This window comes from Cytobacillus eiseniae (assembly GCF_017874625.1).
Lineage (GTDB): Bacteria > Bacillota > Bacilli > Bacillales > Cytobacillaceae > Cytobacillus > Cytobacillus eiseniae.
The window spans coordinates 1-24,871 of the sequence record NZ_JAGIKZ010000019.1 but is presented as its reverse complement, the minus strand read 5'-3'; the positions used below and the strand labels follow the sequence as shown (position 1 = coordinate 24,871).

Below are 24,871 nucleotides of genomic sequence, written 5' to 3'. Positions count from 1 at the left end.
CCTATTTGGGAGGGCTTTCTTCATTTTGAAGCTTATGGAAGCTTGGTGGAAGCTTGGGGGCGGTTCTTGTGCTTCCTAGTGAGATGTTGAAGGAAGCAGGAGAACCGTCCCCGTGCTTCTTCCTTTTCAGTTTTATTATTTTATTTCCTTTATAGTTCCCGCTTTTAACGTATTTTTGGATGCATCACTAATTGTAGCTGAAGTAGTTGTTTTAATGATAATTCCAGTTGTTGAGAATGCATCGGAAGTGATAAATAGTTCATTTTGTCTTGGACTAGTTTCAACATCATAAAGATCAATATTCAATGGGGTTCCACCTATTGTGATTGTAAAGTTTTCCTTTTCGTTACTAGGTATAGGTATATAAATACTTTCAGAGAATGTTAGTTGGATCTTATTGCTTGCAACAAGGACAGCATTTGTTAATTCAGGCTTTGTATTGTCTATTAGTGGAACTTTAATAGAATAAGGATTCATCACATTATTTGAAAGATCCATTATTCCTCGAGCTGTTAGTGTGTAATCTTTAGTTGATTTAATTGTACCTTCAGGCAATGTGATTGTGACTAGTTTTTTATCATCGCTCATAGAGAATGTTGTACCCGCAGGTAAGGTTTGACCATCATACGTATAGCTAGCAAGTGAAGTGGCTGTTTGTTCGGTTACAGGCTCACTGAATAGCGCCTTGAATTGCCCGTTCATATTAGAATAAGCAAATGTAACTTGCGGTTTAACCACATCTGATTTTTTCGTAACGGAAGTCGTAAACGCGCGATTATCATTTTGTGAAAGGGTGTTATCCTTCACTGCACCCTCTGCTACAGAAATAAGATAGACGTCATCTGGTAAATTTCTTGCGTCGATAATTAGCTTATTGTTTACGTTTGATTTCACTGTAGGCTTAATTAATTTGTCGTTAGAATCATAAATCGTGATTTGATTAACGACAGGAGATCCAGCTTTCAATGGTTTATTAAAGGTGAACTGGATTTCGTTTTTCTGAATATCAAAGCTTGAGCTGACAAATTGCGGCGGATTCAAATCTTTCGCAAGGCTGACAGAGCGATCAATCGTAGATCCCGTATTATTATCAAGATCTTTGTATGCTTTTACCTGCACATTTAACCAAACGGCATTTTCATTCGTTCCATAAAGGCTAGTAGGAAGCTCAATATCAAACTTGGTTTTCTGCCCATTTGAGACATCTTTTACAGCGGATGGTCTGATCGTTGTGTTGCCTTTCGTAATCACAAGATTAGCTGCAGTAAATGCATCTAATGTTTCAGTGAACTCGATCGTCAATGTTTTTTCATCTTTGACTTGTAAAGATCTCATTCCTGGTGCAGCGGTATCGGCTGCTGGATTATACATAAAGTTGCTGCGATAAGTGTCCATCGTGTTTGGTGTATAAACAACTACATCCTTCGCACCAGATACAACAATGGAATAGGATTTTCCCTTTCGGAGGCTAATTCGATCGAGCTCAGATTTAGGGATAATGACTGTATCTGTATCACTAGTCACTGTGTTCGTTTTTACTGCCTTTCCATCCATTGTGATCGTTAAAGATGAATCCGCATCAATAATCTCAGAGAATTTGATTTCCACATTGCCGTTTATTAGTGTGGAAACTGTAAAAACTGTTGGCTTTTGCTTATCTGAAAAAGTGAATGAAGAAGCATAATCAGCTGTGCCTAGTGACTCATAGTTGGCCGATTGAATATTCTTCTTTAACGTGACTGTGTAGGACGAATTTGTATAGAGCGAATCATATAGTTCAATGATGGCTGTTTTTTTGTCATTTGTCAGCGTCACATTTTTGATCGATCTTCCTGAGACAGAATAGTTAGCTGTGTTTTCTGCTCCATTTGTGCCATAGCCAGATAGCATGGCTTTATTAAATGCCACTCGTATTCGCTTCGGTTCTGCTGCACTTATATTTTCTACTTTAGGAACAAAAGATGTTTCGATTGTATTTAAACGATCGGTTAGAAACTTTTTGATGCTGGCATTATCGATATATTTCAAATAGCTTTGTGCCTCTTGAAGATGCTTATTTGCTTTGACTGTGTCTTTATCAGCTAATGCCTTCTGTGCTAAGTCGATTTCCATCTTCACTGTAACAGGATATTTGGAAACATCCCGAACCTTTTCAGCGGATTGCTTGTAATGGGAACGGATGAGGTCACGCGTTGTTTTCCCATATACTCGGTCTAACAGAATAGCCTGCTTACGGATTTCATTTGAAAGCTCGTGGTAGGCCTTTTCTGTCGTATCATTGATCAGGTTCAGATCCTGTTGGTAGGCTAATGCTTGTTGCTTTTCTTTGATTTTCTCTCCTGCTGTGATCGCATCAATATAATACATTGTACGTGTGATGTGCAGTTTTACTTCTTGGTCAAGCTCTGCTAAAAATTTGTTCTTCTGTGCAGCAGGTAATGTGTTGACAGCTTTGAAAGCTAAGTCGTATGCAGTTTTAGCTGCATTATAAGCTGCCCAAGGCCGAGTCTTTCCATCTGCTGAACCTTCAATTGATATGGCCCATTTTAATACTGTACCAGCATCTATTGCTGTTTTTACAAGTTTTTCTGCTTGGCTGACAGAAGCTGCATCAATCGGTGAAGCAGCAGCGAAGGTTGAGGCCGCAATGGCAGTAGCGCTTAAAATCTTTAAAGCTCTTTTTTTACTCATACTAGTATCCCCTAACATGAAATTTGTGGTAATAAAACTAACATATTCCTATTGTAAGAGATAATAGAGTAGGATGTCATCTTCTAAATGAATTGATCGATTGACATCATGACAATATACCTAGCTTCATAGCAAGGGAAAACCTACCTTTGCACACATATTTTGCTATAATAAGAGCAGAAGGGAGAAGATTGGATGAAGAGAAAGATACTTATGCTAGTAATAATCTTCCCGCTATTCTTATCGCTTGGGCAGCCAGGTGTTTTTGCGGAAGGGGACAATCAAGCAAGTCTAGAACCAGAGGATCTTGAGTTTATTGAGGATCAAGAATCACCAGAAACGATTGTAAATGAAGATGAAGTAGAAATAATTGAAGAAGTGAACGAGAATATTAGCTTAGTTGGACCACAGGTGTATCAGACATCAGCATTAACGGCTGCTGCTGGATCGGACGAGGATGGAAATCCATACATGTACTTTGTTATGCATGGGACACCATCTGCATTGGCCATTGTGGATTTGAATACGAATGAATTAATACATACGTATACATTGTCCCATTCAACGAGTGCTTGGGGCTTAGATGTAGATGAGGATGGAACAGTTTGGGTTGGCGGCACGACGGATGGTCATGTGTATAGCTATAATCCAAATACAGATGTGTTTCTTGACCATGGGAATATGCTGACTCTTCCTAAGGATACAGCGATTCAAGATTTAGATGCTGTTAATGGCATGGTATTTGGTTCTACTGCATATGGCGGCTCTGTGTTCTTGTATGATTCATTTGCAGAAGAATTGGAGAATTTCGGTCAAGTCTTATACAAAAAGGAATTCGCTAAATCTCTTGCCTATGATGAAGAAACAAATGCCTTATTTGTTGGAGTGGGCTCAAAGGCTGATTTAGTTAAATTTGATTTAAATACGAAGAAGAAAACTGCGTTTCTTCCAAATGAATACAAAGATGATAAGTATGTACGTGATATTAAATTTATCGATAATCAAATCTTTGCTCGAATGGAACCATCCAATCGTTTAGTTGTTTTCGATAAAGAAACGTTAGAAATGACCGATGAGATTGAATTAAATTCTCGGACGGTATCACTCATTTCGCCTACAGAAGATGCGATCTATTATTCAAAAGAAAATAGTCTTTATAAGTATGACCTTTTGACGAAAGAACATACTAATTTATATATTCCTTTACTAAAAGGAACAGAATTGCTTAATCTTGAGTTTGTTGAATTAAATGACCCGAACTATCCTGGCTATACGTTAGTTGGTTTAATCGATAATGCGGGGAATGTGTTGAAGTATAATTTAGAAACAGGCTATTACGAAATAACATTAATGGAATTGCCGCCACAACCAGTCACTCTGTATACGATGATTCATGATGAGAAGCGAGAAAATATTTTTGTGAATGGTTATATGTCTGGCGGGTTGGCCATTTACAACCCAAAAACAAATCAATCAATTCTGCACCAGAATATTAGTCAAATTGAATCCATGACAATCATGGGCGATAAGCTTTATATCGGTGCTTATCCAAATGCGAGAGTATTAGAGCTTGATTTAACGAAGCCATGGGGACTGATGAATCCAAGGGAAATTATGAGACTTGGGGAATTCGGCCAATCCCGTTCAACAGCAATCACAGCTGTTCCAAAGCTTGACAAGGTGTTTGTTGGCACCTATCCAGAAACAAGCGTTGGCGGGGGCGCATTAGCGATTTATGATTTAAAAGAAAACAAACAAGAGATCTATGAAAATTATATTTACAATCAAAGTCTTGTATCATTCTTGCACCATAAGGAATTTATTTATGGCGGTACATCCATCCATGCAAACTATCAAGTCAATGAACGTGGAGCAAGATTCTTCCGCTTCAGACCTGATTGGCCAGAAGAGAAGGAATACATTCATTTACCGATTGAAGCAAGTATGATTACGAGCATCATTGCTGATAAGAATGGCACCATTTGGGCGATGGCAGATGGCACGCTCGTTTCTTATCATCCTGAAACGAAGGAAATTAAAACGAAGCAAATCTTAGAATTAATTTCTGGCCGTTTCCGTAACGCGAAAATTATTGAAGGAATCGATGGAAACATTTACGGAACTGTAGAAGGAAGATTGTTTAAAGCTGATCCGAAGACTTTAGATGTAGAGATTCTTGTAAAAGAAGGTGCAAATGACATTGCACAGGATTCGGAAGGAAATCTTTATTATCGTAATGAAGCAGATTTGTGGAAGTATACATTCCCAGTAGAAGAAGAGGAAAAGAAGTAAAAAGTCGAAATCAACCTATTCCATTAGGTTGATTTTTTTGCCTATATTAATAGAAGAAACTAAAAATCTACTTGAATACTTTTCCTGTATAGCCATTTTTGCTAGATTGCAGGAAATAATTTGGCATTTAACTGGAATGAAATATGATTTATGATTATAAACGTTGAGGCGGTAAGGAAATGACAATTGCCTAACATTCTTTGAAAATAGCAATCATATAAAACATTCTCTAGGGGGATTTTACATTGGATAAAAAGAAAGCAATTAAAGTATTAGGTGCAACAGCAATCGCTGCATCAGCATTCGTAGCAACATCACCTGCAGGTGCAGACGCTGCTGCAAACGACGTACAATCTTTAGTAAAAAAAGCTAAAGATGCTGGTACAGTATTAAAATGGGCGATCTCAACTGAAGGTTCTGCTGACGGAACAACTCGTCCATGGGCACAATACAATGCTGCGAAAGATACTCGTGACGCTGCAGTAGCTGCAATCAACAAATTATCAGCTGCAGAAAAAGCTGGATACCTTGCTGACATCGAGCAAAACGTAACTCTTCACATCAACCGTGCAATGTCTTACATCGATGCAATCACTGCTGGTGAAAAAATCAATGTTAAGAAAGAGGCTCTTGAAGCACAAATCGAAAAAAATCTTATCGATGACAACACAGAAGCTGCATACCATGCACTTTCAACTGAAATCCGTAAGCAAGCAATCCTTTTAGACCGCGTATACGGACAATCTACACGTGACGAAATCCGCGACAACTACAAGAAGTCTGCTGAAACAGTACGTGATAGCGTAAAATACGAAGTATCTGCAAAAATCGAATTAGACCTAGCTGCAAAAGCAATTGCTGCTGACGATACTGCAACAGCTGACAAGCACTTAACAGAAGCTGCTAAGTATATGAAAGATGTTAAGAATGAAACTATGAAGGCTGCTTTAGTTAAGACTGTGACTGAGTTAGAAGCTCAAATGACTCCAGAAGTGAAGTCTGTAAGCTCTATTAATGCGACACAAGTAGAAATTAAATTTAACAAAGTAGTGGATCCAGCATCTTTATTTACAAATGGAAAAGATGGTGCATTCAAAGCTAACACAGTATCTTTAACTTCATTAGACATAATTGCTCCGGGAGCTTTATCTGGAACACTTAGCGAAGATGGAAAAACACTTATAGTAACTGCTGAAAATCCACTTTCAAAACGTTATGATGTAGTTGTTGATAATGTATTAACAAAAGAAGGTAAAACATTCCCTAAATATGCAAAAATGTCTACTTTTGAAGCAGATGCAACGGCACCTTCAATTATCTCTACAACTAGAGTATCTGCTAATTCTGTAAAAGTTATCTTCTCTGAGCCAATTAAATCATTAGGTACAGTAAGCTACAAGTTAGCTGATGGTACAACTGTTGCAACATCAAACGTAACAAACGACTTTACTCCAGGTTCTAAAGAAGTTACATTTACTCTAGGTGCTGGAATTGCTGTAAATAAAGAAGTAATTGCAACATTTATTGGTGCACAAGACCAAGCTGGAAACTTAATGTCTCCAAACCCAGCAACAGTTTCGTTAGTTAAAGGTGATAAAGATGGAGTTGCTCCAACTGTATCAACTATCACACAAACTGGTGCAAAAACATTTGCACTTAAATTTTCTGAGCAATTATTTGCTAAACCAGTTGTGAAAATCAATGGTTCTACAGTTACTACTTCTGATGTTGTGCAAGATACAACTGATCCAACAGTTTACAATGTAACTTCATCTTCAGTTCTTGATGGAGCTACTACAATAGCTGTAGAAAGTTTTACAGACTTAAGTGGTGAAGTAGGTACAAACTTAAGCAAAGTTATTACTTTTGTTAAAGAGACAGCAGCACCCAAAATGGTTACTAGTGCTGTAGTTACAGATGCAACTGATAAAAAAGAATATCTTGAAATTACATTTGATAAAGATGTTGTATTATCAACACCAACTGTAGACGCAACTAGCGGCTCTTATGTAAAAGATTTTGTTACTACATCTCTAGTTGATGGAGATATTGCTCCAAAAACAGTTGCTTATAAATCAGCAACGGATAAAAAAATAGTTCGTGTTGATCTTGCTACTTTCTTAGGTGCAAACGATGTTAAGGGTGCAAACTATAAATTAAATCTTTCTTTCACAGGTATTACAAGTGCAGCTAATGTGACTGCTAATAATGTACAGGTAACATTTACACGCGGAGAAGATGGAATTGCAGCAAATACTGATATTGTAGCTGTTACAAATGTAGCTCAAGGCTCTGACAATAATAAAGTTGCAATTACATTCGATAAAGCTGTTGATGGTGGATCAGCAATTAACCCTGAAAATTACAAAATTGATGGTGCAATCGTTGAATCTGTAACATTAAATGCAGCAGTAACTTCTGGAAGTTCAACAACACAAGTAGCAATCTTAAACCTAAAAGAAGGTTCAAATGGTTTTACTGGAACTAGAAACATTAACATTACAAATGTAAAAGCTTTAGGTTCAACGAAAACTATGAACCCATATTTCATTAATACAATTACCCTTAACGAAAATGTAGCACCTGTTGTAACATCTGCTGAGTTAACTGCAACAAATAAAATCACGTTAACATTCTCTGAAGCTGTTACAGATAGTTCTGCAAATGATTTTGAAGTCCTAATCGGTGGAAAGTCTCAAGGTATCATTGAAGAAGTATCAGCTGGTATTGGCTCTGCTAATACAACAGTAGTAGTGACTATTACTGGCATTGATGCGACTGAATTGGCTCAAGGTATTTCGCTAAAAGGATTATCAACGCTTGATATTGTAGACGCAGCTGGAAATAAGCTTTCTGTACCTGCTAATATTACTGTTTCACATTAATAGAAAAAATATTATTTAGGTAATAAAAAATGCCCTAGAAAGACGATATATAAGTCTTATAGGGCTTTTTTATTTGGAATGATTGAAAACAAGTTAATACGATAGATGGGCAAATTTTTATCTTTTTGGAAAAATGTTAAAATGCCTAATGTAGCTTCTACTATTGCTAATGTAATAGATTTACCATAAAATTAGAAAGGGACATTAAATGTAGAACTTTGACAAAAGGAGTCAAATATGAAAGAAATTTATCGAAAGCTTATACTATTAGGCTTAGTTATATTTATTGGAGTTGGAACCATTTACACCTATAATGCTGGAAATAAGCAGGATGAGGGCTATGTGAAGGATTATCAAAGCTATCAGATGGCTTTAGCGCAGGTGCAGAAGAACGAGTTCGAACAGCCTAAAAAAGAGCTAATGGAACTACATCACACTTATCCAGATCAAGCTAATATTACATGGAATCTTGGTCTTGCATACGCAATAGAAGGGGATATGGAGAAGGCTGCTCTTTATTATCAGAAGGCAGTTGATCAGAGGCCGTTTATTGTTCAAGAGCCGATGTTTTCATTGCAGTTTGCACAAATTCTCTTTGGTGTAGATGATTTTGAAACAGCAAAAAAATATTTGGAACATTGTAAGACACTTGCAATACCAGAAGAGTTTGTAAGTAGTGTAGATGAATTATTATCACATATAGAAACCATTAAGTAAAGGTGAGAAGATGTCGAAATTTGATGAATTATTTGGAGAAAGAATAGAAAAAAATGCTCAAAATTCTAGCAATATAGTTAAAGTAGAAACAGAAAGTGAAACAGAAATAAGAAAGATAGATAGGATTTTAACAATTGGCTTATTATTAATTATCCTTATTGTGCCACTTGTGGTTCGTGTCCACTTTTCGGAATTTATAAGTCCACAGATAACAGGAACAGATATGGATTCAGGACCCAAATCCGATATTTTCACTTTTTATAAGTTTGTAATTCTATTGATTGGTACCTTGATATTATCATTAATTTTTCTATATAAAGTGTTTTTTGCTGGATATACTATTCCAAAGTCTAAGCTAAATATTGTTACTGGATTATTTGCAGTGATGATATTGTTGTCGGCAATATTTGCTCCAAATAAAACACTTGCCTTGTTTGGTATGTTCAATCGGCATGAAGGAACATTAACATACCTGTGCTATATTGCGTTATTTTTCATTGCATCTAATATAAAATTTACAAATAAACAACTGAGATGGTTTATTTATATTTTATATCCCTTTGTAATTATTAATGCCCTATTGGGGTTACTAAGCTTTTTTGGTTTTGATATTTTAAAATATGAATTTGGGAAAGCAATCCTTTATTCGGGGCTTCCTGAAGGTTCGAGTTTACAAGAAGGCTCGAAGTTTATTGCTACTATTAATCATGGGAACTATGTAAGCGGGATAGCGGCAGTCCTTATTGTGCTGTTTTTAACTAGCGCTCTCTTAGATGAAAAATTGTTACGTACTCAGATAAATCTTCTATTTGCATTGATTACGTTTGCATTGATGTTATCATCTTTATCAAGTAGTGGATTTGTTACATTATTATCTATCATACCATTTATTGTTTTGTTAATTATAAAAGCCAGCAATAAAAAGAAGTTTGTATTAACTGGACTAACCTTTCTAATATTAAGCACTGGAATATTTACAATAATGAGTTCTCATAATTCGAAAGTTTGGGATGAGACATTTGGGATAATCTTATCAAATAACCCATTTAATCAAGAAGATAATAAAGAAATGGGAAGTAACTTTTCTTTAGCTCATAACGTATTTGCGGCAGAAGAGCTAGAATATAATTTTCCTAAATTGCCTGAGTCGGGTGTAGGAGCTGGATCTGGACGTTTATATATATGGGGAGAAACATGGGAGTTGATAAAAGAACGTCCATTATTAGGATATGGACTAGATACATTACCTTATCATTTTCCACAAAATGATCCAGGGAAACATAGTAATATAGAAACTTACAATGTGGTTGTAGATAAACCTCATAATATGTATGTTGGTGTTGTTTATGGTTCCGGGATAATTGCTATTTTAGTGATGCTTATTCTAATTTTTAATATTTTTATAAAAACAGTAATTAATTTATGGAAGAAACAAAATAAGATCCTAGCTGCATTATTTATAAGTACTGTTGCATACGTATTGCAGGCATTATTTAATGACTCATTAATAGGAGTTACTGTAATATTTTGGATTTCCCTTGGTGTATTATTATCCGTTGATAATAATACATTAGAAATAGATTAATGAATATTTATACTAAATGCAAGGTATATACTATCTACTTAACTAATAAAAGATTGAAATTAAATAATTACAACATGAGGTGACTAGTTAATGAAAGGTATTATATTGGCTGGAGGCTCTGGTACTAGATTATATCCAATTACAAAGGCGCTTTCTAAACAGATGGTTCCAGTTTACGATAAACCAATGATATATTATCCGCTGTCAGTTTTGATGCTAGCAGGTATACAAGATGTTTTAATTATATCTACACCAAGAGATATTAAATTCTATGAAGAGTTATTCGGAAATGGTTCAACACTAGGATTAAATATTTCCTATGCGATTCAAGAATCTCCAAAGGGGCTAGCAGAAGCTTTTATTATTGGTGAGCATTTTATAGGAAATGATTCTGTTTCATTAATTTTAGGAGATAATATTTTTTATGGTCAGAGTTTTGGCCAAATCTTAAAAGAAGCGTCGCAATTGAATGATGGTGCTACAATATTTGGGTATTTTGTAAAGGATCCTCAAGCCTACGGAGTAATTGAATATGATGAAAATGAAAGGGTTTTGTCTATTGAAGAAAAACCTTTAAAACCAAAGTCTAATTATGCGGTTCCGGGACTTTACTTTTATGATAATCAAGTTGTTGAAATTGCAAAGAGTATTAAACCGTCAGCACGTGGAGAATTAGAAATCACTGAAATAAATAATGAGTATTTATTAAAGGGAATGTTAAATGTTAAATTGCTTGGTAGAGGAATGGCATGGATGGACACTGGAACTCATGATACCATGCTAGAGGCAAGTAATTTTGTTGAAGCAGTGCAAAAACGTCAAGGGCTATATATTGCCTGTATTGAGGAGATTGCATATAAAAAGAAGTATATAACAAAGGACCAGTTAATTGCCTTAGCTCAACCATTACTAAAAACTGACTATGGTAGGTATCTGTTACGTGTTGCAGATGACTTTATTTAAATTTGAAGGAGTTAATTGAATTGGGCCAATTTCAAGTGATAAAAACGCATATAGATGGTTTGTTAATTATTGAACCGAAAGTATTTGGTGATGATAGAGGTTACTTTATGGAGACTTATAATTTTAATGATTTTAAGTCAATAGGAATTAATGAACAATTTGTTCAAGATAATCAATCAAAATCTAAAAGAGGTGTCCTTAGAGGGCTGCACTTTCAAACAAAATTTCCTCAAGGAAAGCTTGTTCGTGTTATTTCAGGTAAAGTATACGATGTGGCTGTTGATTTAAGAAAGGATTCTTCAACCTATAAAAGCTGGTACGGATTGACGCTCTCTAGTGAAAATAAAAGGATGTTTTATGTACCGGAAGGCTTTGCACATGGATTTGTTGTTTTATCTGATGAGGCAGAATTTGTGTATAAGTGCACAAATTTTTACTATCCTGAATACGAAAGTGGGATTATTTGGAATGACCCTCAAATAGGTATTGATTGGCCAATTCAGGAACTAGAAGAGATAATTCTATCAGAAAAAGATAAGAAATTGAAATCTTTGTCCGAGTTAGAATTGTAAAAAGTAAAGGGGAAGAAAACTAATGATATCAAATCAAGATAATATTTATCAAGGCTCACCAGAAACATTATTAATTACTGGTGGAGCAGGTTTTATCGGAAGTAACTTTATCCATTATATATTAAAAAAATACCCAAACTATAAAGTAATTAATTTAGATTCCCTAACCTACGCTGGTAATATTGAGAACCTAAAGGAAGTAGAGGCTAATAACTATCAGTTTATAAAAGGAGATATTTGTGATAGTAACTTAATAGAAAATGTTTTTAGTAGTTTCGAACCTACTTATGTCATTAATTTTGCTGCTGAGTCCCATGTTGACCGTAGTATTAAAGACCCGCAGATTTTCCTCAAAACCAATATTAGTGGTACACAAATATTGTTAGATGCTTGTAAACGGCATTGGGGAAGTGGTAGTCATGAGAAGAAGTTTCTTCAAGTATCTACTGATGAGGTATATGGTTCTCTAGGTGCAACAGGATATTTCACTGAAGAAACACCGCTAGCACCTAATAGCCCATACTCAGCAAGTAAAGCATCAGCAGATCTGTATGTAAGGGCATATCATGAGACATTTGGATTAAATGTAAATATTACACGTTGTTCAAATAATTATGGTCCGTATCAGTTTCCAGAAAAGTTGATTCCATTGATGATTTCTAATGCATTAGAAGATAAGGACCTTCCGATATACGGGGATGGTATGAACATTAGAGATTGGTTGTATGTTGAAGATCATTGTAGTGCAATTGATTTAGTTCTTCATCAAGGTACCTCAGGTGAAATATATAATGTTGGTGGTTATAATGAGAAAGCAAACATTGAAATTGTGAAAATAATCCTAAAGGAAATGGGAAAACCTACTTCCTTAATTAAGTTTGTAAAGGATAGGCTTGGCCATGACAAGAGATATGCGATAGATGCTAGTAAGATAAAAGATGAATTAGGTTGGGAACCAACTATAATGTTTGAAGAAGGTATACGTAAGACAATTGGCTGGTATCTTCAAAATCAAAAATGGTTGGATAGAGTAAAGAGTGGGGAGTATGCAGAATACTATCATAATATGTACATTGAAAAGTAAAAAGTTAATTGCATAGGAGAAATGAATATGAAAGTAGTCGTCACCGGCACAAAAGGACAATTAGGTCACGATCTTGTTCAACAGTTAGAAGAACAGGGTGTGGAATGTTACGGAGTGAACCGTGAGAAATTTGATTTAGCCGATACTGACTATACTGATTCCTATATAAACAAAATTCTTCCAGATGTTATCATTCATTGTGCCGCATATACCAATGTAGAAATGGCCGAAGTGGAACAGAAAAAATGTTGGATTCAAAATGTTGAAATTACCTCTAATTTAGCAAGTATTAGTGAAAAAATAGGGGCAAAGTTTGTGTATCTGAGTACAGATTATGTTTTTTCTGGTGAGCAACATCAGCCTTATGAAACTGATGCTGAAACAAACCCCCTTTCTGTATACGGACGAACTAAACTTTATGGAGAACAAGAGGTTTTAAAGAGGGTAAAAAAACACTTTATTATTCGAACGTCTTGGGCATTTGGAGTAAATGGAAGAAACTTTGTTAAAACTATGTTATCACTTGGTAAGGATAGTGCAATGGTGAATGTTGTATCTGATCAGTATGGTTCTCCTACCTATACTGAGGATCTTGCAGTCCTAATTTCGGAAATGATAAACACTGAAAAATATGGTATTTTCCATATAACAAATGAGGGATATTGTAACTGGGCTGAATTTGCTGCAGAGATATTTAGATTAGCTGGCTATACAACAAAAGTTAACTCGATAGAATCCGAACATTACAACGGCAAAGTGAAAAGGCCAAAAAATTCAAGATTATCTAAATTGAGCCTTGATTTTGCTGACTTTAATAGGTTGCCATCATGGGAAAATGCTCTTGAGAGATACTTAATGAAATTAGGAGTTATAAAATAATAATAAGGATAGATTATTATGAGGTTTTTTAAGAATTTTTGGAAATATAAAGGTTTATTAACACAATTTATAATTAGAGATATAAAGATTAAGTATCGTCGTTCGGTTCTGGGATATTTATGGAGTCTATTAAATCCATTATTAATGATGATAGTTTTAACTGCTGTTTTTTCCAGTATGTTTAAATTTGATATTCCTAATTTTCCTGTTTACTTATTGTCTGGACAAGTTATTTTCAACTTTTTTGCAGAAGCTACAACATTGTCAATGAACTCTATAATCGGTGGAGGGGCTCTACTTAGGAAGGTATATATACCAAAGTATATTTTTCCTGTTTCAAAGGTGTTATCATCCTTTATTACATTATTATTTTCCCTTTTAGCTTTATTAATTGTAATTATTGTTACAAAAGGAAATATTAGTTTTGTAATCTTGCTATTTCCATTACCACTTATATATATTCTTTTGTTCTCAATAGGGGTAGGGTTAATTTTGTCAGTCCTTGCTGTATATTTTAGAGATACGTTACATCTATACACTGTTTTACTTTCAGCATGGATGTATCTAACTCCACTATTCTATCCAGTAAGTGCCGTACCCGATTATGTAAAATCAATTATTTATTCTAATCCCATGTATTATTTTGTAGAAGTGTTTCGAGACATTGTCCTTTATAATCAGGTGCCTGATTTCCATACGAACCTATTATGTATTATTTTTTCAGCAGGGTCTATTGTTTTGGGGCTATTTGTGTTCTATAAAAACCAGAATAATTTTGTACTGCATGTTTAATAAATATTATTAGTATGGGAGGGTTATAGATGACAAAAAATGCTGTAGAAGTATCTGGGGTATCGATGCGGTTTAATCTTGCTAGAGAAAGAGTAGATAGCTTAAAGGAATATATGATAAGAGCTCTAAAGAAGAATATGAATTACGATGAATTTTACGCACTTAAAGATGTTTCGTTTAAGATACAAAAAGGTGATTCATTTGCCATTATTGGTTCTAACGGTTCAGGTAAAAGTACGTTGTTGAAAATTATCTCAGGGATTTTCAAACCAACAACTGGAAAGGTTGAAGTCAATGGGAGCATTGCACCATTAATTGAATTGGGTGCTGGTTTTGATATGGAGCTTACTGCTAGAGAAAATATATTTCTAAATGGTGCAGTACTTGGATACTCAAAAAAATTCATTTTAGAAAAGTACGATGAAATTATTAGCTTTTCGGAATTACACAATTTTGTTGATGTACCATTGAAGAACTTTTCATCAGGAATGGTTGCACGGCTAGGGTTTTCTATTGCAACAATGGTTCAGCCTGATATATTAATAGTTGATGAAATATTGTCAGTCGGTGACTATTCTTTTCAGGAAAAGTGTGAAAAACGAATGAAAGAAATGACGGATAATGGAACAACTTTAATACTCGTCTCTCATTCAATTGAACAAGTTAAAAAGGTATGCAATAATGCTGTTCTGATTAGGGAGGGCGAACTTGTAACAATAGGCCCTATAGAGGATGTAAGTAATCTATATTTAAATGGTTAAAATTAATCCGGGTCTAATATATTTGTGGAGATGATTTTTTTGAAGAAGAGAGTAGCAGTTACTGGAGCAGGCGGATACATTGGAAGATTTGTGGTGAATCGCTTACTAGATTATGGGATTGATGTAACAGCCGTAGTTAATAGCAATAAACAGCTTAATACAAGAGCACGTATTATTGAAATAGATATACTATCTGATTATGAAAATATTTACGAAAGACTTGGAAGTCCTGATGTATGTTTGCATTTAGCTTGGAAGGATGGGTTTATTCATAATTCAGAATCCCATGTTGAAAATCTATATTCACATTACAGATTTATAAAAAATATGGTTAACGGAGGACTTAGACATGTTGCAGTAATGGGCACTATGCATGAAGTCGGTTATTATGAAGGGGAAATAGACGAATTTACTCCAACAAACCCTTATTCATTATATGGAATTGCCAAAAATAGTTTAAGACAATCTCTAGAAGTTTTATTAAAAGACCAAAATGTAGTATTCCAGTGGCTTCGGGCATTTTATATAGTTGGTGATGATTTAAAAAACCAATCAATATTCACAAAACTTATTCATGCAGAACATGATGGGAAGGAATTGTTCCCGTTTACTAATGGAAAGAATATGTATGATTTTATATCTGTAGAGGAATTAGCTGATCAAATTGCTTTATGTGTTCTTCAAAATAAGGTTCAAGGAGTAATAAATTGCTGTACGGGGAAACCTATTTCGTTAAGAGAAAAAGTTGAAGAATTTTTGTTTAAAAATAACTTTAAAATAAAACTTGATTATGGTGTTTTTCCTAATCGCCCCTATGATTCACCAGCTATATGGGGAAGTAATAAAAAAGTAAAAGAAGTATTAGCATATAGTGAGAAAAAGAGTCTACAAACCATTACTAGATGATATTAGTATGAAAAGAAGGTGGAAACTATGAAAATTGATAATATAAAACCTCCAAAAAGGTTAGGTATTTTCTTCTTTTATGATGAAGATGGAATTGTAGACGATTATGTGATATTTTTTCTAGAAAATATAAAAAAATATATTTCAGATCTCCTTGTAGTTTGTAATGGGAAATTGACTCCTAAAGGTAAAGAAAAACTACTAGAATCCTCAACAAATATAATAGTACGAGAAAATTATGGCTTTGATGTGTGGGCATATAAAGAAGGCATGAATTTTATTGGGTCTGAAAAAATGGCCCAATTTGATGAGATCATTCTATTTAATTCTACAATTTTTGGCCCAATTCATTCCTTCGACGATATGTTTAAAGAAATGGATAAGCGTGATTTAGACTTTTGGGGAATTACAAAGTATCACAAAATGCCGTTTGATCCGTTCGGAACAATAAAATACGGTTATACTCCTGAGCATATCCAGTCCCATTTTATTGCAGTTCGCAAAAATATGGTTAATAGTTATGAATTTAAAAAATACTGGAAAGACATGAAGATGGTTAATTCATATGAAGAGGCAATAGGCTTTCATGAGGCAATATTTACGAAGGAGTTTAGTGATAAAGGGTACACATGGGATGTATATGTAGACACAGATGATTTAAAAGAACATGTATATCATCCAATTCTAATGATGCCGCTAGAACTAGTAAAAGATAGGAAGTGCCCCATTTTTAAACGAAGAAGTTTTTTTCATAATATGGGTGATTTCCTTAATAATACTACTAACCAGCAGTCTCTAGAATTCTATGAATATATTAAAAATAAAACTAGTTACAATGTTAATCTAATCTGGGATAATGTGCTACGAACAAATAATATGGCCGATATAAAAAATGCGTTAAATCTTAACTATGTTTTACCTACTTCAATCAATAAAACAATAGAACTTCCACCATCTAAAAAAATTGCTCTTATTCTGCACATATACTTCGAGGACTTGATAGAATATTGCTTAAACTATGCAAAGTCTATGCCTGTTGAATCAGATATTTTTATCACAACTGATACAGAAGAAAAAAAGAAGAGTATCAAGAAGGCTTTTGAAGAAATCAAATGTGCAAATTTCAAAATAATTCTTATAAAAAACCGTGGAAGAGACATTAGTGCATTGTTAGTGGGGTGTAAAGATTTTCTATTTGATTATGAATACGTATGTTTTGCTCATGATAAAAAAACAAAACAACTTGAACCTTTTATTAAAGGGGAATCTTTTTCCTATAGATGCTTTGAAAATGTTTTGGGTAGTCGAGAGTTTGTAGAAAATATTATAAACACATTTGAAGAAAATCCAAAACTTGGCCTGTTGTCTCCACCACCTCCTAATCATGCAGACTTTTATATCACTATAGGGTTAGAATGGACTAATAACTTTGAAATTACTAAAAAATTGGCTGATAAATTAAATTTAAATGTTGATATGAATAATGTCAAGGAACCTGTTGCACCACTAGGTACAATGTTTTGGTTTAGGCCTAATGCTTTAAAGGCTTTAATACAATATGACTGGGAATATGAAGATTTTCCAAAAGAACCTAATAATAATGATGGGACTATCCTTCATGCTATAGAGAGAATATATCCATTTGTTGCTCAACATGAGGGCTATTATTCTGGATGGTTATTGTCAGATAAATCAGCGAGAATAGAAATAACAAATCTTTATTATATGCTTCGTCAAATTAATTTAGCTTATGTAAGTAAGTGTGGTCCAACGAACCATTATACTTTAGTATCGAATTTACAATACAATTCAACTAAAATATATTCACCGTTTAGATCTAGATCTAAACAATTTTTAAAGAAGTATTTGCCTAACCCAATATTAAATGTTCTTATAAGACTTAAGAAATATATAAAGTGAAAGGTAGTTCATTAAGTTAGATGGAAAGAGGTTTCATAGATGGTTTTCAGTTCCTCACTTTTTCTTTTTTTATTTTTACCTATTGTATTACTTATTTACTATCTACTAAAGCTTGAGTATCGAAATATATTTTTACTTGTAGTAAGCTTACTTTTTTATGCTTGGGGAGAGCCTAAGTTTGTCATCGTAATAATAGCCTCTATTATAATTAATTATGTATTCGGAATAATCGTGCATTTGTGTTCGGAAAATAAAGTAAGTTGTTTAATTAGGAGAACTATACTAATTGTTGGTATTATTTCTAATTGTGGCTTACTTTTCTATTTTAAGTATTATGACTTTTTTCTTTCAAGCATAAACAGCATAACTGGACTAAATCTTACACTTGCAAATGTTATTCTGCCTATTGGAATTTCCTTTTTTACATTTCAGGGACTTTCTTATGTAATAGATGTTTATCAGGGGAAAATTAAAGTGCAGAAGAATTTATATAAACTGGCATTATACATGGCATTCTTCCCACAGTTAATTGCAGGTCCGATTGTTAGATATGTTGATATTCATACTCAGATTGATGAGAGAGTTAGCACTATAGATGGATTTGCTAGTGGAATAAGACGTTTTGTGATTGGTCTTGGTAAAAAGGTAATTATAGCAAATACACTTGGAGCTGTAGCTGATAGTATCTTTGGTCTCCCGGCCGAACAAAATTCAATGGCAATTGCTTGGGTAGGTGCAATTTGCTATACATTTCAAATTTACTTTGATTTCTCTGGGTATTCAGATATGGCCATTGGATTAGCTAGAATGTTTGGATTTAATTTTAAAGAAAACTTTGATTATCCATATATATCAAAAACAGTTACAGAATTTTGGCGTAGATGGCATATATCTCTCTCTAGATGGTTCCGAGACTATTTATATATTCCTCTTGGAGGAAATAGAAGAGGTAACGTGTATGTAAATCTATTAATAGTTTTTATAGTAACAGGACTATGGCACGGTGCAGCATGGAACTTTATAATATGGGGTCTATGGCATGGTCTATTTTTGATACTAGAACGAGTCTTAAAGTTAAAGAAAGTAAGAATAAGAGTGCCTAAAATAATTATTTGGTCATACACTAGCTTAGTTGTAATAATTGGGTGGGTATTATTTAGATCCCCTGATTTAACTTATGCTAGGGACTATATAGGAATTATGTTTGGTCTTAACGATCCATACAATGTTGGTTTCACAGTATGGTATTACTTGAATCCAATGATTGTGACCATGCTTGTAATTGCGTGTATTTGCTCCATCCCTATTATAAAATATATTAAGGGAAATGTTGGTTCTTATGAAGAACATAGCGGCTTTAGTTTGTTTCTTCAGAACGCCTATGTATTAATAATATTAATTATAAGTATTATGTTTATGGCAACGTCAACGTATAACCCATTTATTTACTTCCGATTTTAAGGAGAATTAAATGAAAATATTCAAAGTATATAATCTAATAACAATAATAATTTTTTTAGGTGTAATATTTATCCCGTTATTTACTGTAAATACTACTTCAGGTAGAATTTCTACTACAGAAAATAGAGCTTTAGCAAGCTTTCCTTCTTTTAAGATGGGTGATAACCGATTTAATGCTAAGTTTATTCAAGAGTTTGAAAAATGGTTTAATGATAATATGGGTTTAAGAGATCAGCTTGTAAAATTCAATACAATAATGCAGTATAAATTATTCGGTCAGCTTACAAAGAAGGATGTAATTATAGGTAAAGATAATTGGGTATTTTATGTAACTGATGATATTATTAAAGACTTTCAGAATTTAAATACACCATCCGATCAACAACTTTTATCATGGGGAAATTCTCTTGAAAGAGTTGATAATTATCTTAAGGAAAGAAAAATTCCATTCATTATGATGTTAAATCCTGATAAAAAAACAATTTATCCAGAAAAGTATCCTGCTACAATAATTAAAAATGATAGAGTCTCTAAAACCGATATACTTACTAATTATCTAAATAAAAACACTGATATAGATTTCTTTACACCTATTGATGCTCTGTTACAAGCGAAGGATAAAGCAACTGTTTACTCACCTAGATTTGATAATGCACATTGGAATAGCTATGGTGCTTTAATAGGATATCAAGAGCTAATGAATAAGGTGAAAGGGTATTTCCCTAATATTAAAATGCTATCTTGGGATGACTTTCAGATTGATAAATATAAGAGAACAGAAAAAGTTTATAATGCAGTGAGCTTTGCCGAAACTGATTATGGGTTTGTTTTAAAAAATAGAAGAAGTGCTATTAACATGGACGGATATTTTCAAAATCTTAATTTAGTTAATAATAATGTATCCTATAGATATGAAAATGAAGACAAAACCTTACCAAAGGCATTAGTGTTTGGAGATAGTTATTTTTATGGCTTTTTAATACCGGATCTTGCAGAGTCATTCTCAGAATTTACATTTATCCATTCAGATAATATTGATAAGATTGAAAATTTTGTTGGTATATATAATCCTGATATTGTAATCTTTGAGAATGTTGAACGTATGTTGGATCATAGTATGGAAATCTTGGGTAATTCAAAAGAATCCTTTGTTGATTATAAGAACTATGTAAACCTACCTACTATTAATAATCCTACGATGTGGGTTGATTATAGTGATAATATCCTAGTTCAACATCAAGGGACAATAAAGATTAATAACACTAGTAAAGTAGTTAATATTAATGGATGGGCGATCGATTCAGAAGGTAATAATATAGCGGGAGATATATACTTGAAAGTCGGTAACAAATATTACTCAGGCTCATATGGATTACCACGAATAAGTGTTGCTGAGGTATTAAAAAATCCATCGCTTACTAACTCGGGGTTTTCATTTAATATAAGTACTTCGGAATTAAAAAAGGAGAGGAAAGTTTCTTTTATTATTATTGCGAATGATAAGACTTATCAATATGCTCCAATCGAATATAAGGTAGAAGTTAATTAGAGTATTTAAAAATATTGCATAACAACGTTATACTTTAGAAAGTAAAAAGTAATAGCTTTACTAAAATAAACAATCATTGAAGGATTGTTTATTTTAGTGGATTTAAATTGAATGGTGGTAAATTGATGTCAACCATTAGTGCACATATTGTTACCTATAACAGTGAAGAAGATATACAAGGTTGTATCCAATCCTTATTGGATCAAAGTTATCCTATTGAGAGAATTATTGTGATTGATAATTCCTCTAATGATAAAACAGTAAGAATTGTTAAATGTCTTAAAGGTGTTGAATTAATAGAAAATAAAGTAAATAATGGATTTGCAGGTGGACATAATCAGGCAATAGAAAGCTCAACTTCAGATTATATTCTTGTATTAAATCCTGATGTACGATTACAAAAAGAATATATTGCTTTATTAATCGAGGAAATGGAGTCCGATGATTCTATTGGTTCAGCAACTGGTAAATTATATAGGGATATACAAAAGGGGACATTGGATAGTACAGGGCTGATTATAAAGAAAAATCGTAGGGCTTTTGATAGGGGTTCTGGATTAAATGATACTGGTCAGTTTGATAGTGAACAGTATATATTCGGGGTATCAGGTGCAGCGGCAGTGTACCGTAAAAAAATGATTGAGGATTTATGTGTAGATGGTCAATTTTTTGACGAGTGTTTTTTCGCATATAAAGAGGATATTGATGTAAGTTGGAGAGCTCAACTACTTGGCTGGAATAGTATTTTTGTTTCAGAAGCAATTGCAGAACACGGTAGAGGCTGGGGGGAAGACCGAAAGCGAAAAGATATTCCAATAAAAATAAGAAGACATTCGTATATCAACCGATATTTTTATATATTAAAAAATGATTCCTTTGTTTATTTAATTAAGCAACTACCATGTATCATATTTTATGAGATTTTGGGCATTAGCTATGCTCTACTTAAAGAACCCAGTCTTTTAAAAGCTTGGATAACCTTTTTTACTAAAATTCCTCTTATGTGTAAAAAGAGACAAGAGATACAAACAAGAAAAAGAAAGTCAACAGTTGAAGTCTATAAATACTTCAAGGGCTGGTGGTAAAAGAGGTGGGAATCTTGGATGTTAGTATTATTATTGTAAACTATAATACAAAAAAGCTCACATTAGACTGCATAAGGTCTATTTATGATAGCTATTCGTATTCTTCTATTGAGATTTTCCTTGTTGATAATAACTCAACAGACGGTTCTCTCGCTGCGATTAAGGATAAATATAAGGATATTATTATAATTGCAAATTCAGAAAATGTTGGTTTCTCTAAAGCAAATAATCAAGCAATAAACTTGTCGAAAGGACGCTACATTTTGCTTTTGAATTCTGATACAATAGTAAAAAATGGGACTATTGATGTAATTAGTAGATTTATGGATGAGAATAAAGAGGTAGGTGCAACAGGCTGTAAAGTGCTTCTCCCGGATGGACACTTAGATCAAGCGTGTCATCGTGGGTTCCCAACTCCAGCATCATCATTTTACTATTTAGTCGGTCTTGATAAGCGGTTTCCCAATAAGCCTAGATATAATGGTTATCATCTAAGTCACTTAAATCTGGATGAAGTTCATGAGGTTGATTGTCTTGTAGGTGCATTTATGATGGTGCGAAGAGAGACAATTGAACAAGTTGGATTATTGGATGAGATGTATTTTATGTATGGAGAAGATATTGACTGGTGCTATCGGATTAAGCAGGCTGGGTGGAAGATTTATTATAATCCAAAGACTGAAATCATTCATTATAAAGGTGCAAGTAGTCGTAAAAAACCTTACAAAATTGTTTATGAGTTTCATAGGGCGATGTATTTATTTCATAAAAGGCATTTTGCAAAAAAATATCCCTTTTTTGTTAATTTAGCAGTATATGCAGGGATTACATTGAAATTAAGTTTTGCAAGTTTTATTAATCTAGTAAAAAAATAATGGTTTAATGGTGATGAGATGATTCGTGGAAAAGAAAAAATAATGACACAAATTTATGCAGGGGTTGACTTTGTCTGTATACAAGCAGCATTTCTTCTAGCATGGATTTTGCGCTTTGATAAGGTTCATTCAATATCCCATCTCCCTTTCTCCAACTATTTGTTTTGGGGAATTATTTACGGTCTATCCTTTATGTTAATTGCGTACATGAGTACTTTATATATACCCAAAAGGAAAACAAAATTTGCCACTGAAATAGCAAAGCTTCTACAAGCCCATTTGGTAAGCATTTTTATTTTACTTAGTGTTTTATATACAATTAAATCAGTAGATATTTCACGCTTATTTCTATTCATATTCTTCTTATTAGCAGTTTTATTTACCTCGATATATCGGTATCTTGTGAAACAATCACTAAGACATATTCGAAGAAGAGGGTTTAATAAGCAATTTGTTCTTATAGCTGGTGCTGGTAAAGTGGGGAAGAGGTATTATCAAACTATTCAAAGACATCCTGAATTTGGACTAGCGGTTATTGGCTTTTTAGATGATTATTGTACTGAATTAGAAGATGGATATAAACCGATTCTTGGGAAAATTAATGAACTTGAAAAAGTACTATCCTCGAAACTAGTTGATGAAGTGATTATTGCGTTACCTCTCATTGTATATCCAAAATATAAAGAGATTATTTTAAAGTGTGAGAAAGCTGGAGTACGAGTTTCTATTATTCCGGATTTTTATGATATTCTGCCTGCGACACCTTATTTTCAAAGTCTTGGAGATCTTCCGATAATTGGAATTAGAGATGTTCCACTGGATGAAGCAACGAATAGAGTTTTTAAGAGAGTCTTTGATGTATTATTTGCTAGTATTGCGATTGTATTGACATCACCAATTATGCTCGCAATTATAATTGTTTTGAAATTAACTTCACCAGGTCCTATTGTTTTTAAACAAGAGCGTGTAGGGTTAAACAGACGGACATTTTCTATGTACAAGTTCCGATCAATGAAACATATGTCTAAGACACAGTCTGATACACAATGGACAACAGAAAATGATCCTAGACGGACGAGATTTGGCAGTTTTTTAAGAAAGACAAGCTTGGATGAACTACCGCAATTCTTTAATGTTTTAAAAGGCGAAATGAGTGTGGTTGGCCCAAGGCCGGAAAGACCTTATTTTGTTGATCAATTTAAAGAAGAGGTTCCTAAATATATGATTAAGCATCATGTCCGCCCAGGTATAACGGGATGGGCACAAGTATCAGGGCTTAGAGGAGATACGTCTATTGCTGATCGGATTGAGCATGATTTGTTTTATATAGAGCATTGGACGATACTGTTTGATATAAAGATTATTTATAAAACGGTTATTAATGGGTTTGTTAATAGAAATGCGTATTAGAGGGCTGCCTTATATAAGGCAGCCTAAATTTATAAGGTGAATATAAATTTCATGTTGTTGGTGGAGCAGTTTATTTAGGTAGTTATTTGATTAATGAGTTAATTGGTAAAGAGGAGATTGTAATTTTAGATGATCTCTCTTCTGGACATGTTACATAACAATGTTCCAAGTGAAAGATAGAGCTAAAGAAAAATAGTTTTAGGACAGCCCCGCGATAAAATGACTCTTTACTGGTATTTTCCATTTTTTTTGAGGAGTAAAGATTCTTGTACCTATAGGAGGAGATCAAGAAGCATTAGAACCGTCCAAATTAGTACATTTATTAAGGTTTACTTTTTGAACTACTGTTAAATGATTACGGTCACTAGATTTTACCACCAATGACATGTTATTTACCACGAATTGACAAGGATTTTACCACTTAACGCCAATAAGTTTACCAGC

Annotated in this window: 18 protein-coding genes; 17 read left to right on the top strand and 1 reads right to left on the bottom strand. The window is 33.6% G+C overall.

Going from position 1 to position 24,871, the window contains the following annotated elements:
* Positions 1–135: 135 nt before the first annotated feature.
* Complete coding sequence (locus J2Z40_RS14340; RefSeq protein WP_066398098.1) at positions 136–2,691, bottom strand: Ig-like domain-containing protein; 2,556 nt, start codon at positions 2,689–2,691, stop codon at positions 136–138.
* 195 nt (positions 2,692–2,886) lie between these two features.
* On the opposite strand from J2Z40_RS14340, the gene J2Z40_RS14335 reads away from it, so the two are divergent.
* The 17 genes from J2Z40_RS14335 to J2Z40_RS14255 all read left to right on the top strand — a co-directional run bounded on the left by J2Z40_RS14335 (position 2,887) and on the right by J2Z40_RS14255 (position 24,427).
* A complete protein-coding gene (locus tag J2Z40_RS14335) occupies positions 2,887–4,983 on the top strand; it encodes a ligand-binding sensor domain-containing protein (protein ID WP_066398097.1) in 2,097 nt (698 codons plus the stop codon).
* A 245-nt stretch (positions 4,984–5,228) separates the two neighbouring features.
* Positions 5,229–7,868 carry an Ig-like domain-containing protein gene (locus tag J2Z40_RS14330; RefSeq protein WP_162840504.1) on the top strand — a complete coding sequence of 880 codons (2,640 nt, stop codon included), beginning with the start codon at positions 5,229–5,231 and terminating at the stop codon, positions 7,866–7,868.
* A gap of 237 nt (positions 7,869–8,105) precedes the next feature.
* On the top strand, positions 8,106–8,585 hold the full coding sequence (locus J2Z40_RS14325; protein ID WP_066398095.1) for a tetratricopeptide repeat protein: 480 nt from the start codon (positions 8,106–8,108) through the stop codon (positions 8,583–8,585).
* A gap of 10 nt (positions 8,586–8,595) precedes the next feature.
* The gene (locus J2Z40_RS14320) at positions 8,596–10,170 is read left to right on the top strand and encodes an O-antigen ligase family protein (protein WP_066398093.1); all 1,575 of its coding nucleotides are present in this window, start codon (positions 8,596–8,598) and stop codon (positions 10,168–10,170) included.
* A 90-nt stretch (positions 10,171–10,260) separates the two neighbouring features.
* On the top strand, positions 10,261–11,133 hold the full coding sequence (rfbA, locus tag J2Z40_RS14315) for a glucose-1-phosphate thymidylyltransferase RfbA (RefSeq protein WP_066398088.1): 873 nt from the start codon (positions 10,261–10,263) through the stop codon (positions 11,131–11,133).
* Positions 11,134–11,153: 20 nt separating this feature from the next.
* Complete coding sequence (rfbC, locus tag J2Z40_RS14310; protein WP_066398085.1) at positions 11,154–11,705, top strand: dTDP-4-dehydrorhamnose 3,5-epimerase; 552 nt, start codon at positions 11,154–11,156, stop codon at positions 11,703–11,705.
* A gap of 22 nt (positions 11,706–11,727) precedes the next feature.
* Positions 11,728–12,789 (top strand): dTDP-glucose 4,6-dehydratase, encoded by a 1,062-nt coding sequence (gene rfbB, locus J2Z40_RS14305; protein WP_066398083.1) that lies wholly within the window; start codon positions 11,728–11,730, stop codon positions 12,787–12,789.
* Positions 12,790–12,816: 27 nt separating this feature from the next.
* A complete protein-coding gene (gene rfbD, locus J2Z40_RS14300; protein WP_066398081.1) occupies positions 12,817–13,668 on the top strand; it encodes a dTDP-4-dehydrorhamnose reductase in 852 nt (283 codons plus the stop codon).
* An 18-nt stretch (positions 13,669–13,686) separates the two neighbouring features.
* Complete coding sequence (locus J2Z40_RS14295; protein WP_066398079.1) at positions 13,687–14,460, top strand: ABC transporter permease; 774 nt, start codon at positions 13,687–13,689, stop codon at positions 14,458–14,460.
* A 29-nt stretch (positions 14,461–14,489) separates the two neighbouring features.
* Positions 14,490–15,221 (top strand): ABC transporter ATP-binding protein, encoded by a 732-nt coding sequence (locus J2Z40_RS14290; RefSeq protein ID WP_066398078.1) that lies wholly within the window; start codon positions 14,490–14,492, stop codon positions 15,219–15,221.
* Positions 15,222–15,260: 39 nt separating this feature from the next.
* Positions 15,261–16,127, top strand: a complete 867-nt coding sequence (locus J2Z40_RS14285; RefSeq protein WP_066398077.1) for an NAD-dependent epimerase/dehydratase family protein — start codon at positions 15,261–15,263, stop codon at positions 16,125–16,127.
* A 27-nt stretch (positions 16,128–16,154) separates the two neighbouring features.
* Positions 16,155–18,047 carry a rhamnan synthesis F family protein gene (locus J2Z40_RS14280; RefSeq protein ID WP_066398070.1) on the top strand — a complete coding sequence of 631 codons (1,893 nt, stop codon included), beginning with the start codon at positions 16,155–16,157 and terminating at the stop codon, positions 18,045–18,047.
* A gap of 39 nt (positions 18,048–18,086) precedes the next feature.
* Complete coding sequence (locus tag J2Z40_RS14275) at positions 18,087–19,508, top strand: MBOAT family O-acyltransferase (protein WP_066398069.1); 1,422 nt, start codon at positions 18,087–18,089, stop codon at positions 19,506–19,508.
* Between the two features lie 10 nt (positions 19,509–19,518).
* A complete protein-coding gene (locus J2Z40_RS14270; protein WP_066398068.1) occupies positions 19,519–21,057 on the top strand; it encodes an alginate O-acetyltransferase AlgX-related protein in 1,539 nt (512 codons plus the stop codon).
* 107 nt (positions 21,058–21,164) lie between these two features.
* Complete coding sequence (locus J2Z40_RS14265) at positions 21,165–22,142, top strand: glycosyltransferase family 2 protein (protein WP_245350111.1); 978 nt, start codon at positions 21,165–21,167, stop codon at positions 22,140–22,142.
* Positions 22,143–22,156: 14 nt separating this feature from the next.
* Positions 22,157–23,017 carry a glycosyltransferase family 2 protein gene (locus J2Z40_RS14260; protein ID WP_066399592.1) on the top strand — a complete coding sequence of 287 codons (861 nt, stop codon included), beginning with the start codon at positions 22,157–22,159 and terminating at the stop codon, positions 23,015–23,017.
* Between the two features lie 18 nt (positions 23,018–23,035).
* Positions 23,036–24,427, top strand: a complete 1,392-nt coding sequence (locus tag J2Z40_RS14255) for an undecaprenyl-phosphate glucose phosphotransferase (protein ID WP_066398061.1) — start codon at positions 23,036–23,038, stop codon at positions 24,425–24,427.
* Positions 24,428–24,871: the final 444 nt, after the last annotated feature.